This is a genomic window from Nonomuraea sp. NPDC048882 (genome assembly GCF_040649755.1).
GTDB classification, from domain to species: Bacteria; Actinomycetota; Actinomycetes; order Streptosporangiales; family Streptosporangiaceae; genus Nonomuraea; species Nonomuraea maheshkhaliensis.
Window position 1 is genome coordinate 778,312 of the sequence record NZ_JBEZGB010000002.1, and the last position, 16,128, is coordinate 794,439.

Annotated in this window: 16 protein-coding genes; 11 read left to right on the forward strand and 5 right to left on the reverse strand. The window is 73.3% G+C overall.

Annotation, left to right across the window (positions count from 1 at the left end; all coding sequences use genetic code 11):
• Positions 1–5: 5 nt before the first annotated feature.
• Complete coding sequence (locus AB0C27_RS09005; RefSeq protein ID WP_357840025.1) at positions 6–479, reverse strand: MSMEG_6728 family protein; 474 nt, start codon at positions 477–479, stop codon at positions 6–8.
• A 74-nt stretch (positions 480–553) separates the two neighbouring features.
• On the opposite strand from AB0C27_RS09005, the gene AB0C27_RS09010 reads away from it, so the two are divergent.
• On the forward strand, positions 554–2,836 hold the full coding sequence (locus tag AB0C27_RS09010; protein WP_357840028.1) for a xanthine dehydrogenase family protein molybdopterin-binding subunit: 2,283 nt from the start codon (positions 554–556) through the stop codon (positions 2,834–2,836).
• Positions 2,837–2,944: 108 nt separating this feature from the next.
• On the opposite strand, the gene AB0C27_RS09015 is transcribed toward AB0C27_RS09010, so the two are convergent.
• On the reverse strand, positions 2,945–3,103 hold the full coding sequence (locus AB0C27_RS09015) for a hypothetical protein (protein ID WP_357840031.1): 159 nt from the start codon (positions 3,101–3,103) through the stop codon (positions 2,945–2,947).
• Between the two features lie 228 nt (positions 3,104–3,331).
• Between AB0C27_RS09015 and AB0C27_RS09020 the strand changes: the two genes are divergently transcribed.
• Complete coding sequence (locus tag AB0C27_RS09020; RefSeq protein WP_357840684.1) at positions 3,332–3,766, forward strand: ATP-binding protein; 435 nt, start codon at positions 3,332–3,334, stop codon at positions 3,764–3,766.
• Between the two features lie 18 nt (positions 3,767–3,784).
• Here the strand turns inward: AB0C27_RS09020 and AB0C27_RS09025 are convergent, their stop codons facing one another.
• Positions 3,785–5,164, reverse strand: coding sequence for a DHA2 family efflux MFS transporter permease subunit (locus AB0C27_RS09025; protein WP_357840034.1), 1,380 nt, complete (start codon positions 5,162–5,164; stop codon positions 3,785–3,787).
• Between the two features lie 85 nt (positions 5,165–5,249).
• On the opposite strand from AB0C27_RS09025, the gene AB0C27_RS09030 reads away from it, so the two are divergent.
• The 5 genes from AB0C27_RS09030 to AB0C27_RS09050 all read left to right on the forward strand — a co-directional run bounded on the left by AB0C27_RS09030 (position 5,250) and on the right by AB0C27_RS09050 (position 10,439).
• The gene (locus tag AB0C27_RS09030; protein WP_357840037.1) at positions 5,250–6,230 is read left to right on the forward strand and encodes an Lrp/AsnC family transcriptional regulator; all 981 of its coding nucleotides are present in this window, start codon (positions 5,250–5,252) and stop codon (positions 6,228–6,230) included.
• A gap of 76 nt (positions 6,231–6,306) precedes the next feature.
• A complete protein-coding gene (locus AB0C27_RS09035) occupies positions 6,307–6,771 on the forward strand; it encodes a hypothetical protein (RefSeq protein WP_357840040.1) in 465 nt (154 codons plus the stop codon).
• A gap of 53 nt (positions 6,772–6,824) precedes the next feature.
• Positions 6,825–7,193, forward strand: a complete 369-nt coding sequence (locus AB0C27_RS09040) for a hypothetical protein (RefSeq protein ID WP_357840043.1) — start codon at positions 6,825–6,827, stop codon at positions 7,191–7,193.
• A gap of 10 nt (positions 7,194–7,203) precedes the next feature.
• Positions 7,204–9,387: a polysaccharide lyase 8 family protein gene (locus AB0C27_RS09045; RefSeq protein WP_357840046.1), complete on the forward strand. Its 2,184-nt coding sequence runs from the start codon at positions 7,204–7,206 to the stop codon at positions 9,385–9,387.
• 227 nt (positions 9,388–9,614) lie between these two features.
• Positions 9,615–10,439, forward strand: a complete 825-nt coding sequence (locus tag AB0C27_RS09050; protein ID WP_357840047.1) for a patatin-like phospholipase family protein — start codon at positions 9,615–9,617, stop codon at positions 10,437–10,439.
• Positions 10,440–10,477: 38 nt separating this feature from the next.
• Here the strand turns inward: AB0C27_RS09050 and AB0C27_RS09055 are convergent, their stop codons facing one another.
• Positions 10,478–11,644 carry an acyl-CoA dehydrogenase family protein gene (locus AB0C27_RS09055; protein WP_357840050.1) on the reverse strand — a complete coding sequence of 389 codons (1,167 nt, stop codon included), beginning with the start codon at positions 11,642–11,644 and terminating at the stop codon, positions 10,478–10,480.
• Between the two features lie 183 nt (positions 11,645–11,827).
• On the opposite strand from AB0C27_RS09055, the gene AB0C27_RS09060 reads away from it, so the two are divergent.
• Entirely contained in the window at positions 11,828–12,532 is a 705-nt protein-coding gene (locus AB0C27_RS09060; RefSeq protein ID WP_357840053.1) for a DUF4097 family beta strand repeat-containing protein, read from the forward strand.
• 57 nt (positions 12,533–12,589) lie between these two features.
• Here the strand turns inward: AB0C27_RS09060 and AB0C27_RS09065 are convergent, their stop codons facing one another.
• Positions 12,590–13,507 carry a type II CAAX endopeptidase family protein gene (locus tag AB0C27_RS09065; protein WP_357840056.1) on the reverse strand — a complete coding sequence of 306 codons (918 nt, stop codon included), beginning with the start codon at positions 13,505–13,507 and terminating at the stop codon, positions 12,590–12,592.
• Between the two features lie 217 nt (positions 13,508–13,724).
• Between AB0C27_RS09065 and AB0C27_RS09070 the strand changes: the two genes are divergently transcribed.
• The 3 genes from AB0C27_RS09070 (at position 13,725) to AB0C27_RS09080 (ending at position 16,100) form a co-directional block, all read left to right on the forward strand.
• Positions 13,725–14,390: a glycosyltransferase family 2 protein gene (locus AB0C27_RS09070; protein WP_357840059.1), complete on the forward strand. Its 666-nt coding sequence runs from the start codon at positions 13,725–13,727 to the stop codon at positions 14,388–14,390.
• Between the two features lie 109 nt (positions 14,391–14,499).
• Entirely contained in the window at positions 14,500–15,117 is a 618-nt protein-coding gene (locus tag AB0C27_RS09075) for a TIGR04282 family arsenosugar biosynthesis glycosyltransferase (protein ID WP_357840062.1), read from the forward strand.
• Positions 15,114–16,100, forward strand: coding sequence for an NAD-dependent epimerase/dehydratase family protein (locus AB0C27_RS09080; protein WP_357840064.1), 987 nt, complete (start codon positions 15,114–15,116; stop codon positions 16,098–16,100). The genes AB0C27_RS09075 and AB0C27_RS09080 overlap by 4 nt, the downstream gene beginning before the upstream one ends.
• Positions 16,101–16,128 lie beyond the last annotated feature (28 nt).

Consider the following 16,128-nt stretch of genomic DNA (forward strand, 5'->3'; position numbering starts at 1 on the left):
GACGGTCAGGCGGGCAGGCGGTCGGAGCGGGGCCAGACGTAGTCCAGGTCGTCGGGGTCGTCGTCGCCGAAGACCGGCCGGTAGAAGCCGGGGTCCTTGCGCAGGAGCGCCGAGCGGTGGCTGAGGTGCAGCTTCTCATCGCCGAGCCAGGGCGGCAGCTCCCCGGCCGCCGCCAGCTCGGCCTGCGCGCGGACCACGGGCGTGCCGCGCAGCAGGGCGATCTCGGTGGTCATGGTGTCCGCGCAGGTGTCGGCGCGGCCGAGTGAGCACCAGTGGCGGCACATCTCCAGCCCGTAGCGTACGAGCGCCTCCTCGTAACCGGCCCACATCTTCACGACGGGGTGGTGCCGCCAGCCGTACCCGGGGACGGTGAGGGCGCGCAGGACCTGCAACGTCTCGACGCGCTGTTTGCCCAGCCGCAGCGGGTCGAGCACCGCAGCCGAAGCCGCGAAATCCGGATATGGCAGGAAAGTCTGCATCGTTACCCCCCGCTGACGTGCTCTTTCCCGCGGATCGTATAGACCGCCGCCCGGGCAGCGCGCACAATCGGCCCATGGGGAACGGGTATGTCGGCGCGCGGACGCCACGCAGGGAAGACGCCAGACTGCTGACGGGAAAGAGCAGATACGTCGCCTCCGTACGCCTGCCGGGCATGGCGTACGCGCACGTCGTGCGCAGCCCCGTCGCGCACGGCCGGCTGCTCGGCTGCGACGTCAAGGCGGCGCGGGCCGTCGAGGGCGTGCTCGACGTCATACTCCCCGCCGACGCCGCCGATCTCCGCCTGCCCTGCGTGACCGTCATGCCAGGCCAGCCGATGACGTCCTACCCCGTGCTGGACGACGCCGTCAGATACGTGGGCCAGCCGCTCGCCATCGTCGTCGCCGAGACCCCGGAGGCCGCCAGGGACGCCGGCGACCTCCTCGACCTGGACCTCGACGAGCTGCCCGCCGTGGTCGGCGCCGAGCGGGCGCTGGCCGCCGACGCGCCGCCGCTCCATCCCGAGCTCGGCGGCAACGTGCTCTTCGACTTCACCATGGGCGACGACGACTGCGCCGACGCTGTCGAGGGGGCCGAGCACGTCGTCGAGATGACCTTCAGGATGGGCCGGGTCTCGCCGTACCCGCTGGAGCCGCGCGGCGTGGTGGCCTCTTACGCCGACGACGAGCTGACCGTCCACCTGTCCTCCCAGGCGCCGCACCACGCCCGCGAACACCTGGCCGACGCGCTCGGGCTGTCCCACGACCGGGTCCGCGTCATCAGCCGCGACACCGGCGGCGGGTTCGGCGGCAAGGAGCACGTCTACCCGGACGAGACGCTCGCCTGCCTGGCCGCGATGCGGCTGGGCCGGCCGGTGAGCTGGTCGGAGTCGCCGGGCGACCGGCTGTTCGCCACGCTGCCCGCCCGGCAGGGCGTGCACAGGGGACGGCTCGCGCTCGACGGCGACGGGCGCTTCGTGGCCATGGACGTGGACGTGCTCGGCGACCTTGGCGCCCATCCGTCGAACGTGGGCGGCTCGACGTTCGCGGTCACCGCCACGCTGCTGCCCGGGCCGTACCGGTTCGACCGCTTCGCCGTACGGGTGCGCGGCGTCGTCACCACGACCACGCCGACCGGCTCCTACCGCGGTTTCGGCCAGCCGGAAGCCGCTCTGGCCAGGGAGCGGCTGATCGACGAGGCGGCCCGCAGGCTCGGCCTGGACCCGGTCGAGCTGCGGCTGCGCAACATGCTGCGGCCGGAGGAGCTGCCGTACACGACGCGCGTCTTCCAGACGTACGACTCCGGCGACTACCCGCGCGCCCTGCGCACGCTGCGCGACCTGGTCCGGCCGGTCGAGAAAGACGACGGGCGCCGGCGCGGCGTGGGCTTCTCCTGCCATGTGGAGAGCACCGGCATGGGGCCGTCGATGGACATGAAGGCCATCAACGCGGCGGCGGGCGGCTACGAGACGGCGATCCTCCGGATGGAGCAGGACGGGTCCGTGGTGGTGTCGTCCGGGGTGGTCTCCATGGGGCAGGGGATCGAGACGGCGCTGGCCCAGATCGCGGCCGACCGGGTGGGGGTGCCCATCGAGCGGGTGCGGGTGGTGCTGGGGGACACGGCGACGACGCCGTACTCGTCGATCGGGGCGATCGCCAGCCGCTCGCTGGCGGTCGGCGGCGGCGCGCTCGTGCGGGCCGCCGCGCGGCTGCGGGCCAGGCTGCTGGCCCTGGCCGCGCACCGGCTTGAGGCCGACGCCGGCGACCTGGAGATCGCCGACGGGGCGGTACGGGTGCAGGGCGATCCGCGGGCGTCGCTGACGCTGCGCGAGCTGGCCACCTCGGCCTGGCGCGGCTGGGACCTGCCCGAGGGGTTCGCGCCCGGCCTTGAGGAACGGGTCAGCTACGACCCGGAGGGCTACGCGTTCGCGTACGGGGCCCACGCGGCGGCCGTGGCCGTCGATCCCGAGACCGGCGCGGTCGAGGTGGAGCGCTACTGGGTGGTCAACGACGCCGGCGTGCTGGTCAACCCCGCCGTGGTGGAGGGGCAGCTCACGGGCGGCGTGGCCCAGGGCATCGGCCAGGCGCTGACCGAGGAGATCGGCTACACCGACGACGGGCAGCCGATCGCCGAATACCTGCCGCCGACCACGCGGGAGGTGCCCGGCATCGAGGTCGTGCTGCTGGAGACGCCGTCGCCGCTCACCCCTGGCGGGATGAAGGGCGTCGGGGAGGCCGGCACGATCGGGCCGCCGGCCGCCATCGCCAACGCGGTGGCCGCCGCGCTCCCGGAGATCGCCGACCGGGTCACCGACGTCCCTCTGACGCCGGCCGTCGTGTGGTCCCTGCTGCGGAACTGACGCCGGCGGACTGCGGCACCCCCGCCGCGGGGCTCGTGCCGTGCGGCTCTCCGTCCGCGAGGCTCGTGTCGCGCGGCGACCTCGCTGCAGGGTTCGTGTCGTGCGGGGTCATGCCGGGCCGCCGGGGCCGATGAGATCTTCGATGGCCATGCCCGACTCCGACAGCGCCTGCTCCAGGGCCTTGCGGCCGGCGGGCACGGGCTCGGCGGGGCGGTGGCGTTCGCGTTTGCCGTCGATCTTGGACTTGTGCTCGTCAGGACTGCTCATGCGGGAGTCAGTACCCGGCACGGCGCCGCCGTTTCGAGCGACCGGCAAAACAATGGCGATTTCTCGCCGAAGAATCGACCCAAAACGCCTTCCCGTACGTACATGTTTCGACGGCGATGTACGACAACCCCCGGGCAGGTCCTCTTGTTAAGCGAAACGCGCATCCGTTGCCCATCGGCACAGGAGACAGATGCCATGACCAGGCTGCGATCGACTCGGCGGAGCCGGATGCAGTACGCGTGGCCGCTGCACGACGACGTCAGGACAGTGGGGCGGGCACGAGCTGTCATTCGCACGGAATTGTCACAACTCTCCCTTTCTTCCGAGGTCATGGACGACGCCGTTCTCATGGTGAGCGAATTGATCACTAATGCCCTCATGTACGGCGCCGAACCGTACGAACTCGGGCTGCACGTGGACGCCAGAGAGATCATGTGCGTGGTCGTGGACAGCAGCCCGCTGCTGCCCGCCCAGGCCCCCCACGACCTCGCGGCCGAGCACGGACGCGGCCTGCGCATCATCGCCAGGCTCTCCGACGGCTTCTACGGCTGCCACCCCCAGCGTTACGTCACCCGCCCCGACCTCGTCGGCAAGGCCACCTGGTTCGCGCTCCCGCGCCAGGGCACGGCGGGCAACGTCGTGCCGATCAGAGCCGGGGTCTGAGGACCGCGCAGGCCCGGCTCAAGCGCGGCGCGTGGCCGCTCCCGTGATGGTGACCAGGACCAGCAGGCCCGCCAGCACACCCGTGAGCGCGCTGACCCGGTAGACGTCGTTGAGCATGGCGTACGCCGGTCCGCCGCCCTGGTACACGATGCCGAGCACCGCGATGCCGAGCGCGTACCCGAGCTGCCTGACCGTGTTCACCGTGCCGGCCGCCATGCCGGCGCGTCCGGCCGGGGCGTGGGCCATGGCGGCGGAGCTGAGCGCGGGCACGGCCAGCCCGACGCCGACGCCGACGACGATCAGGCCGGGCGCCAGCGCCGGCCAGTCCGACTCCGCGCCGAGCAGGCCCTGGAGGAACGAACCCGCGCCGATCAGCAGCAGCCCGCCGCCGAGCGCGGCGCGCGGCGTCAGCGTCGGCAGCAGCCGGGAGGCGGCCACGGAGGTCACCAGCGAGGAGAGGGCCATCGGCGACAGCGCCAGCCCCGCCGTCACGGGGCCGAGCCGCAGGTCCTGCTGCAGCCAGAGCGAGGTGAAGGCCAGGCAGGCGAACGCGGCCGGCATGAGCAGCCCGGCGCCCGCCATGATCCCGCTGAACGACCGGTCGGCGAACAGGCGCAGGTCCAGCATGGGGTTCGCGCCGCGCGTCTCGGCGACGAGGAAGGCCGCGAGCGCCACCGCCGCCGCGCCGAGCGGCACCAGCGTCCGCGCCGCCGTCCAGCCGTGCTCGCCGCCCTCGATCAGCCCGTACGTGAGCCCGCCGGCCGCCAGCGTGAACGTGGCCATGCCGATCCAGTCGAGCCTGGCCCCGCCGGGCAGGCGCGACTCCTCCACGCCGCGCACGGTCAGCCAGCCGGCGATCAGCGTGATGGGCAGGTTCACCAGGAAGATGGCCCGCCAGTGCAGGTGCTCGGTGAGCAGGCCGCCGAGCACGGGCGCGACGGCCGCGGCGGCCCCGTTCACGCCGCCCCACACGCCGAACGCGATGCCGCGCCGCCGGCCGTGGTAGGTGGCGCTGATGAGGGCGAGGGTGGTGGCCATCATGGCCGCGGCCGCCGCCCCCTGCACCACGCGGGCCGCCAGCAGCACGCCGCCGGAGGGGGCCAGCCCGCAGGCCAGCGAGGCCAGCGCGAACACGGCCAGCGCCGCCAGGTACACCTTGCGCCGCCCCGTGTGGTCGGCGAACGATCCTGCGGCCAGTAGCAGGGCGGCCAGCGCCAGCGCGTAGCCGTCGAGCAGCCATTGCCCGCCGGTGAAGGACATGCCGAGATCGGCGGTGATGTCGGGGAGGGCGACCATGACGATGGTGACGTCCACGAGGAGCATGAAGGCTCCCAGGCAGGCGGCCACCAGAGGCGACCACGAGGTGGTCGCGGTCTCGGGGATCCGGGTTTGGGTCATGGCGACCACAGTGCGGCCCGGATGCGGGTTCCCACCAGCAACAGCGGCTGTTCTGCAGGTTTTCCGTGTGAGCTAGCCTGTGGTGGTGGAAATCGTTGAGCTGGACGAGGTGGACCGGGGCCTGATGCACGCGCTCCAGGTCGACGGGCGGGCCTCGTTCAACCGCATCGCCGAGGTGCTCGGGGTGTCCGACCAGCGGGTGGCGCGCCGCTACCGCCGGTTGCGCTCCAGCGGCATGTTGCGGGTGGTCGGCGTCGTGGACGGGCGGCGGCTCGGCTACGAGTCGTGGGCGATCAGGCTGCGCTGCACCCCCGACGCGGCGGTGTCGATCGCCGAGGCGCTCGCGCGGCGCTCCGACACGTTCTGGGTACACCTGCTGTCCGGCGGCACGGAGATCTCCAGCGGCACGCTGCACCGCACCGCCAAGGAGCGCGAGTCGCTGCTGCTCGACAAGCTCGCGCGGACCAACCGGGTGCTGTCGGTGTCGGCGCACCGGACCCTGCACACGTTCGTGGGCGGGCGGATCGGCTGGTCGGGGCTGGCCGTGCTCTCGCCCGACCAGGTGGCGCACCTGGCGGCGGAGCGCGTCCGCGGGCCGCGCGGCGACGGCGAACGGCTCACGCTCGGGCCCGGCGACCAGGCGATGGTGGACGCGCTGTCGCGCGACGGGCGTACCGGCTACGCGGACCTGGCGGCGGTGACGGGCTGGTCGGAGTCGACGGTCAAGCGCCGGATGGAACAGCTCTGCGCGGCGGGCGCCCTCTTCTTCGACATGGACGTGCTGCCCACGCTGCTCGGCTATCAGGTGGAGGCCCAGCTGTGGATGTCGGTGCCGCCGGCCGAGCTCGACGCGACGGGGCGGGCGCTGGCGGAGCATCCCGAGGTGGCGTTCGCGGGCGCGACGACGGGGCCGACCAACCTGACGGCCAGCATCGTCTGCCGTGACGACGCCGCGCTCTACCGCTACCTGACCGACAGTGTGGGCGCGCTGCCCGCCATCCGGCACATCGAGACGGGGCCGATCATCAGGACCATGAAACGGGCGGGGGCGGTCCTGCCGGTGTAAAGGGGGCGGGCACCACCATGAGCTGGGCGGAGCGCGGGATGAGGCTCGGACGCCGCGATCCCTAGCGTTTCGTGCCATGAAGACCTCCATGAAGACCCGGCTGCTCGCCCTCGCCTGCGCCGGGCTCGTCCTGGCCACCGCGACCGCTCCGGCCGCGCTGGCCGCGACCGGGACGTCCTCCGCCTCGCGATCGGGGACGTCCGACCTGACCCGATCCGAGATGTCCTCCACCACATCGTCCAGGAGCGTGACCGTCGATGGCAGAGGCTCGGTGGTCTCCGCCGAGTTGCTGGCGCGGCTGTCGGCCGAGCAGGTCGAGGCCACGCTCACCGAGGGCGGCTTCCCCGTGCCGCCCCGGCCGCAGGGCGCCGACCTGTACGCGGTCGTCTACCGCACCGTCGCCGTGGACGGCACGCCCACCACGTCGCACCGATCGCGGGGCCGTTCCACGTGTGCAGGGCCGAGATGCCCGCGCTGCTCAAGGGCCGGCTCGACCCCCACAGCGCCACGTTCTACCTGGCGTACTGGACGGTCTCGATGAACCGGCTGCACCACCTGTATGACTCCCCGTCCGAGGTGTTTTAGGACCCGGCCGTGGAGCGGCTCTTCGACGGGCACCACAGCTTCGAGGAGATCGCGGCCGGGCTGCCCGCCTCGCCCCGCGACCTGGTCACCGCCGCCTACCTCAAGCGCATGGCCGAGCCGTCGGGCTCGCTGCTGCACGCGATGCTGGTCAACGACGTCACCTGCGCCGGCTGGCGGCCCGGCGTGCCCGTCCGGCTCTACGCCGGGCGCGGCGACAAGGACGTGGCCGTCGCCAACTCCCGCCTCTGCCTGAAGGAGCTGAAGGCGAGCGGGGTCAAGGCGACGTTCACCGACGTCGGGAACGTGGACCACATGACCTCTCCGTTCCGCGCCCTGCCGCGCATCCTCGACTGGTTCACCGGCCTGCGCGGCGCGTGATAATCGAGGCGTGCCGCTGCCATCCAGGCGATCGTTCCTCCGGCTCGGCGGCGTGGGCGCGGCGGGGACGCTGGGGGCGCTGACGCCCGCACGGGCCGCGCACACGCCGGACGACACGTTCACGCTGCTGCGCCACCGCTGGCGGGAGGTGGCGACGGGGCCGCCGGGCGATCCGAGGGCGCGGCCGTACCGTGAGCTGGCGCGGGCCGCCGCCCGTTACCGCGACACGATGGCGCCGGGGCCGTCCTGGCTCTGGCCGGACGAGCGGTTCCCCTCGTTCACGGCCACGCCGCGGCGGCTGCGGGTCATGGCGCTGGCGTACGCGCTGGACGAGCGTCCTGAGCTGGCGAGGGCGGTCGCCGAGGGCATGAGTCACTATGTCCGGCATGTCTACGCGGCCGGCGCCGAGCCCGCAGGCAACTGGTGGCACTGGCAGATCGGCGTGCCGAAGGCATTGCTCGACGCGGCCGTGTTGACGGGGCAGGCGAGTGCTGAGCTGAGGGACGCGGTCGACCACTTCGTGCCACTGAGCCGGCTCGCCTCCTACGGCGGCACCAGCACCGCCGCCAACCGGGTGGACCTGTGCCTGGTGACGCTGCTGCGGGCCATGCTCGACGACGACCACGAGCGGGCGCGGGCGGCCGTCGCCGCGCTGGCGCCGGTGTTCCGGCTGGTCTCCGACGGCGACGGGTTCTACCGCGACGGGTCGTACATCCAGCACTCCTACGTGCCCTACCAGGGCACCTACGGGGTGACGCTGCTGTCGGGGCTGGCCACGCTGTACGCGGTGCTGCGCGGATCACCCTGGGAGCTCACCGACACGAACGTGTTCGACACGGTCGAGCGGTCATTCGCCCCCTTCGTCCGCGACGGCGCCTGCATGGACCTCGTCCGCGGCCGGTCGGTCGGCAGGAGGGCGTTCGGCGACCACGAGAGCGGGCGGGCCATCGCGGCCGCGGTGCTGCTGCTGGGGGAGAGCGCGCCGACCGAGGTGCGGGCGCGCTGGCAGGCGATGGTGAAGGGCTGGGCGGTACGCGGCACGTACCGGCCGGTGTTGCGGCACGCCGACCCCGCGCTGCACGCCCGCCTGACGGTGATCATGGACGACGACGCCGTGCCCGCGGCGCCCGAGCCGCTCGGGCACCGGCTGCTGCCCATGAGCGCCAGGGCCGTGCACCGGGCGCCGGGCTGGTGCGCGGCGCTCAGCATGGCCTCGCACCGGATCGGCCACTACGAGCACGGCAACGGCGAGAACCTGCGCGGCTGGCACACCGGCTCGGGGATGCTCTACTGGTGGGCCGAGGGCTCGGGCGATCAATACTCCGACGCGTTCTGGCCGACCGTGGACCCCTACCGGCTGCCGGGCACGACCGTCTCCACCCGGCGGCTGCCCGACGGGGCCGGGGCGGGATGGGGCGACACCCGTACGCCGTGGCGGTGGGTGGGCGGGGCGAGCGACGGCACGTACGCGGCCGTCGGCCAGCACCTCAGCGGGCTGGAGAGCACGATGGAGGCGTTCAAGTCGTGGTTCTTCCTCGACGACGCCGTCGTCTGCCTGGGCGCGGGCATCACGGCCGGCGACGGCGTGGCCGTCGAGACGATCGTGGACAACCGCAGGACGAGTGCCGCGCTCACCACGGGGGAGGGATGGGCGCACGTCGAGGGGCACGGCGGTTACCTCGTGCCGGGCCCGCAGGTCCTGCGCACGCTGCGGGATCGCCGCGCGGGCGGCGGGGTGAGCAGGGACTACACGACGCTCTGGCTGGATCACGGCGTCGATCCGCGCGACGCCGGTTACGCCTACACGCTGCTGCCCGGCGCGACGCCGTGGGAGACCCGGTTACGCGCCGCGGATCCCGGACGGGTGCGCGTGCCGGCCAACACCGCCCGGGTGCAGGCCGTGCAGGTGCCCGCGCTGGGGCTGACGGCGGCCTGCTTCTGGAACGCGGGCACCGCCGGCGGCCTGACCGTCTCGGCCCCGTGCGCGGTGCTGGTGCGCGAGCGGCCCGGCGGGAGCGCCACCGTGACCGTCGCCGATCCCCGCCGCGACCTGGGCGAACTGTCCGTCACGCTGCCCCGGCCTGTCGCCGGCGTGCTGGAAGGGGACGCGGTCGCGGCCCGGGGCGGGCTCAGGTTCGGGCGCCTGGCCGACCGGGAGGGCGCCTCTGTGACGGTTCGCGTGCGCCTCGCATGAGGAACAGGTCCCGGCCCGTCCTCGCGCCCGGCCCACCCCGTGCCCGGCCCACCCCGTGCCCGGCCCGCCCCCGTGCCCGGCCCGCCCCCGTGCCCGGCCCGCCCCCGTGCCCGGCTCGGCTCGGTGGGCGGCCGGTCCTTTCGGGTCCGATGGGGGATGGCATCGCGGGTGGCCGGTGTTGCGATGAGCGGGTAGATGCCGGATGAGCGGCCACGTGTGGAGGACCGATGAGTGAGATCAGGCGGGCACTGGTGCTGGGCGGCGGGGGACTCGCCGGGATCGCGTGGGAGACCGGCGTGCTGGCCGGGCTCGCGGACGGCGGGGCAGACGTCACGGGCGCCGACCGGATCATCGGCACCTCGGCCGGCTCCACGGTGGCCGCCCAGGTCACCAGCGGCCTGACGCTGACCGAGCTGCTCGCCCGCCAGACCGACCCCGGCCTGCAGAACGCCGAGCTCCAGTCCGGCGTGCCGATGGAGGAGCTGTGGGCCATGTTCGAGCGCATCTCCGAGAGCTCGCTCGACGCCGGGGAGCAGCGGCGTGCGATCGGCGCGATGGCGCTGGCCGCCGCCACGGTCCCCGAGGCCGCGCGGCGTGAGGTGATCGAGGCGCGGTTGCCCGTGCACAAGTGGCCCGAGCGGGACCTGGTGATCGTGGCCGTGGACGCCGCCACCGGAGAGCCGCGGCTGTTCGACCCGGGCTCCGGGGTCGAGCTGGTGGACGCGGTGGCGGCCAGCTGCGCCGTTCCCGGTGTGTGGCCGTGCGTCACCATCGACGGGGCCCGGTACATGGACGGCGGCATACGCACGATGGTCAACGCCGACCTGGCGGCCGGGTTCGATCGCGTCGTGGTGCTCGCTCCCATGCCCGAGCCGGAGGAGCCGTCGTGGGGGCGGCTCCCGGGCACGGTCGAGGTGATCGAGCCGGACGAGGCCGCGCTGGCCGCGTTCGGCGCCGACGCGCTGGACCCGTCGTCCCGCACGCCGAGCGCCGAAGCCGGCTACGCCCAGGGCCGCGCCGCCGCGACTCGCGTCGCGGAGATCTGGCGCTGACCCCAGGCGCGCACCCCAGACGCTGACCCCAGACGCTGTCACGCTTCCAGGGCGAAGAGGTGCCACGTCTCGCCCGGGGCCAGCCCCGCCAGCTCGCGCCCGCACTCGCGCAGCGCCTGCGGGCCCGAGGTGATGTGCTGGGTGCCCGCGTGGACGTCCCTGAACAGCCGCTGGATCAGCCCGTCGCGCAGCGCCGAGGTGCCGCCCGAGGCGTAGACGAAGTCGGCCACCTCGGCCAGCGTCCAGGTGAGGTGGTTGAGCGCGAGCCGCACCATCGTCTCCTGCCGCACGTCGAGCCGCCCGCCCGCGGCCAGCGTGCGCTCGGCGTCGTCCCACGTCTCGTGCACCAGCGCCTTCGCCGCCCGGAACCCCGCCTCCGCGCGGGCGAAGTCGGTGTGGAAGGCGTCACTGCTCGCGATCTGGCCCGGCCGCCCCGCGCGGGTCCCCACGTGCCTGGCGAGCTCGTCGAGCAGCCTCCGTCCGACGCCGAGCGCCCAGGAGGAGTGGCAGATCAGCGCCTGGTCGAGCAGCCCCAGCCGGTAGATCGCGCCGCCGCGCAGGGGCTCGTTCAGGTCGAAGACGTGGCTGCGCGACTCCGGTACGAAGACGCCGTCGATGGCGTAGTCGATGCTGCCCGTCGCGCGCAGGCCGAGGACGTCCCAGTTGCCTAGCTGCTTGACCTCGTCGATGGGGGTGATGAAGATCCGTCCCTCGTCGGTGCCCTCGATGATGCCCAGGCTGTGGGAGTACTGGGCGTGCAGCATGCCGGAGGCGAAGCCCCACTGCCCGCTGAGACGGAACCCTCCGTCTTCCCGGACGGCGACGCCCGGCCGGGTGCCCTGGCCCGCGATGAGCGGCATCCGCGGGCCCGCGTACATCCGTTCGACGGCGTCGTCGCCCAGGTACGCGCCGCCCGTGCCGTTCGCCAGGCTGGCCGCCATGACCACCCAGCCGGTCGAGGGGTCGGCGTAGGAGAGCTCCGCGAGCACGTCCAGCAGTTCCCTGGGCGAGAGCTCGGCGCCGCCCAGCGGGGCCGGCACCCACATGCCGAACATCCCGGCCTCGTGCAGGGCGTCCACGACGGGGTCGGTGAGCCTGCCCTGGGCCTCTGCCTGCCCGGCCTCCCGGTCGATCAGCGCGCGCAGGTCGCGGGCCCGCTCCAGCAGCGCGGTACCGGCGGTGTTCAGTTGTGGTGTGTCACTCATTTCCGGTACTCCTGTTCGCGATCGTCGGTGCTTTTACCTCTTCCGTCAGATCACGTAAACGCCGGGTTGTCCAGTGCTGGGCGGGGGTTCGATGCGGACCCGGTGCCCCCAGGGGCGGGTCAGGGACGTTCTCAGGGACCTCCCCGACGCCCGCGCCGCCCGCGTGCCGCAGAATCGGGGGACATGAGGATGAAGCGTGTGGCCACGATCGCGGGTCTGCTGGGCGTGGCGGTGGCGCTGACGGGGTGCGGGATCGGCGGTCCGGCGGAGCAGGACACCGTCGCGTACGACGTCGCCGACAAGGTGGCGGCCCTCCAGGTGGAGACCGACTCCGGCTCGATCGAGGTGGTGGAGTCGCAGCGGCAGGGCATCCACGTGACCGAGGTGCTGAGCTGGCGCAAGAACAAGCCGGAGACCAGCCACCAGGTGCGGGGTGACACGCTCGCCCTGAGCTTCGACTGCCCCTCCACCTGGGGATGGGGGGCCGCGGGCACGTCCTGCGACGTGAGCTACAAGGTCGAGGTGCCCAAGGGGCTGCGGGTCAAGGTCACCTCCGACTCCGGCGCCCTGACGCTGACCGGCCTGTCCGGCGAGCTGGACGCGCGATCCGACTCTGGGGCGATCGAGGCCGAAGGGCTGTCCGGCAGGCAGGTCGCCGCGAAGACCGATTCCGGTCAGGTCGGGCTCACGTTCACCGGGGCGCCCGACAAGGTCACCACCACCACCGACTCGGGCCGGATCTCGGTCCACGTGCCGGAGGGGCCGTACAAGGTGGTCGCCACGACCGACTCGGGCGGCAAGAACATCAAGGCCTCCGTCGACGACTCGGCGCCCCGCCTGATCGAGCTGACCAGCGACTCGGGTGACCTGGAAGTCGTCTCTCCCTGACCGTCCGGACGAGCGCGGCGGGTGCGGGACCGATCTCGGTCCCGCACCCGCTCGCGTTCAGCTCTGATGCGCCGGCTCCGCGGGCGGGCGGTAGCCGAGGCGGCCTCGGGTCGCGGCGAGCACCAGGATCGCCGCCGCGGTGCCGGCCAGCAGGGTGACGCGGGACGCCTGCTCGGCCGTGGCGAGCGTCGGGAACACCTCCGAGTAGGCGATCGACATGAAGTTGTTGACGCTGACGTGCAGCAGCATGATCAGGGGCAGGCTCTGGCCGGTTCGGTTGAACACCCAGGTGACGACCACGCTGAAGACGCAGGCGAAGGCGACGAACTCGGCGACCCGCAGCCAGGTGACGTCCGGCCACCCGCCCCACTCGCTCAGGAACAGCGGCAGGTGCCACACACCCCACAGCGGGCCGAGGATGACGGTGGCGCCCAGCGGGCCGAACTTGCGCTGCATGCGGGCCAGGGCGAAGTCACGCCAGCCCGGCTCCTCCGCCAGACCCGTGGTGACCATCTGGAGCAGCAGACCCGGCACGTACGCCACCAGCACGGCGACGGACGGCATGCTGATCTTCTCGTCGGAGAGCGCGAGACCGGTGACGACGATGGCGGCGGGGACACCGAGCGCGGTCACCAGGTACCAGACCCAGCTGACCCGCCACTTGGTCATCCGCCCGATCCATCGGCGCACGCCCTCCTTGCCCTCCGCGACCCTGGTCACCAGGTAGGCGGAGAAGATGGGGCCGAGGTAGGCGCCGGGGAGCACGCCGAGCAGTTGCGAGGTGCCGAGGAACTCGGGGAAGCCGAAGTTCAGGACGCCGAGGCCGTTCGTGGACAGGACGTACGGCACCCAGGCGACCCAGCTCAGCAGGTTGGCCAGGACGAAGAAGCTGACCAGCGGACGCCGGCGGATGAAACCCCCGAGACCGGCCTGTCCCGGATGCTGCTCGGCCACCGGCCGGCTGTCGACTGTCATTTCTCTCTCTCCTTGGGGAGCGCTTGACTGACAGTGATCAGCACATCAGCGGAGGGCCCTTCGAGTCGTTCCCGCGTACGGGCCAATGGGGGTATAGCCAGGGGTACCGTCCGGCGCCTCTGCGACGGCCAGGAATGCCTTCTGGGCAGGTCAACACTCGGAAAGACGGCACCGTTCGTCAGGGTGTGCGGGCGGATGTCTCCATAACGTCGGTGACATGAAGATCGACGTGGTGCTGCCCTGCCTCAACGAGGCGGCCGCCCTGCCGTGGGTGCTCGGGCGGATGCCGGACGGCTTCCATCCGATCGTCGTGGACAACGGCTCGACCGACGGCTCCGCGCGGATCGCGGCCGAGCTCGGCGCGACGGTGGTGCGCGAGCCCCGGCCCGGGTTCGGCGCCGCCTGCCACGCGGGCCTCGCGGCCGCGGTGTCGGACGTCGTGTGCTTCATGGACGCCGACGCGTCGCTCGATCCCGAGCAGTTGTCCAGGGTGTGCGATCCCGTGGTGGCGGGGGAGGCCGATCTGATCCTGGGCCGGCGGGTCCTGAAGCCGGGGGCGTCGTGGCCGGTGCACGCGCGGCTCGGCAACGCCGTACTGGCCAGGGGGCTGCACCGCCGTACCGGGGTCCGGCTGCGCGACCTGGGGCCGATGCGGGCCTGCGAACGCCTGCCACTGCTCGCGCTCGGGCTGGTGGACCGGCGCTTCGGCTACCCGCTGGAGATGGTGCTGCGGGCGGGCGCGGCGGGCTGGCGCATCGGCGAGACCGACGTCGACTACCTGCCCCGCCAGGGCAGATCCAAGGTCACCGGTACGGTACGCGGCACGCTGCGGGCGGTCGGCGACATGCGCCGCGTCATGCTCCGCCAGAACGGGACCGCGTGAACGCGGCGTACGGCCGGGCGAACGGCGCCGGCGCGACGCACGGTGGCGCGATGGGCGGCGGCGCGTGAACGCGGATCGCGAAGACGGTGTTCTTCGCGGGCAGATCATCGTGATCGCCAAGGAGCCCGTGCCGGGGCGGGTGAAGACGCGGCTCGTGCCGCCGCTCACCCCCGAAGAGGCCGCCGGGCTGGCCCGCGCCGCGCTGGAGGACACGCTGCGTACCGTCGCCCGGGTGCCGGCCGCCGGCCGGGTGCTCGCGCTCGACGGCGCCCCCGGCCCCTGGCTTCCTCCAGGCTTCACCGTGCTGCCGCAGCGGGGCGGTGGTCTGGACGAACGGCTGGCCGCGGCCTTCGAGGACACTCACCGGCTGCGGCCGGCACCCACGGTGCTCATCGGCATGGACACCCCGCAGGTCACCGCCTCCCTTGTGGCCGACGCCCTGGGGTTGCTCGGCGGCCACGACGCGGTGTTCGGCCCCGCGACCGACGGCGGTTTCTGGCTGCTCGGGCTCCGCGACCCCGACCCGGCACTGCTGGTGGGAGTGCCGATGTCGACGCCGTCCACCGGAGAGATCCTGTTGCGCGGACTGAAGGAGGCCGGGATGAGCGTGGCCACGCTGCCCTCCCTGACCGACGTGGACACCATGGCGGACGCGGTCGAGGTGGCGGCGCTCGTCCCCGGGTCCCGCTACGCCGCCGCGCTGGCCGGGCTGGGGGTGCCGCGATGAGGGTGCTGGTGACGGGTGCGGCCGGGTTCATCGGAAGTCACGTGGTCGAGGCGCTGGAGGCGCGGGGCCACGAGGTGACCGCCTTCGACCTGCGGTGCGGCGACGACGTACGCGACGCAGCCGCGCTCGCCCGGCCGCTGGCGGACGCCGACGCGGTCGTGCACCAGGCGGCCAAGGTCGGGCTCGGCGTCGACGTGGCCGATCTGCCCGACTACGCCGCGGCCAACGTGTACGGCACGGCGGTGCTGCTGGCCGCGATGGCCCGCCACGGGGTGGGGCGGCTCGTGCTGGCCTCCTCCATGGTGGTCTACGGCGAAGGCGCCTACGACTGCGCCGGGCACGGCCGGGTCCGCCCCGGCCCCCGTACCGCCGAGGACCTGTCGAAGGGCTCCTTCGAGCCGCGCTGTCCCCGCTGCGGCGCGGACGTGCTCCCGGCCGCCATCGACGAGGACGCGCGGACGGACCCGCGCAACGCCTACGCCACCACCAAGCTCGCGCAGGAGCATCTGGCCGCCAACTGGGCGCGTGAGACCGGCGGCACCGCCGTCGCCCTGCGCTACCACAACGTGTACGGGCCCAGGATGCCGCGGGACACCCCGTACTCGGGCGTGGCGGCGATCTTCCGGTCGGCGCTGGAGGCGGGGCGGGCGCCGCGCGTGTTCGAGGACGGGGGCCAGCGACGCGACTTCGTCCACGTCCGTGACGTCGCCGACGCGAACGTGGCCGCCCTGGCCGGTGGCGCGCCGGGAACGCTGGCCGCCTACAACATCGCCAGCGGGCACCCGCACACCGTGGGCGAGCTGGCCGCGGCCCTGTCGGCGCAGCACGGGGGCCCGGATCCGGTCGTCACCGGGGAGTACCGGCTGGGCGACGTCCGCCACATCGTGGCCGCGCCGGACCGGGCGGGGGCTGAGCTCGGCTTCCACGCACGCATCGGCTTCACCGAGGGAATGAAGGAGTTCGCCACCGCCCCCTTGGCCTGACGGGCCGCGCCACCGGAGAGGGGTTTCC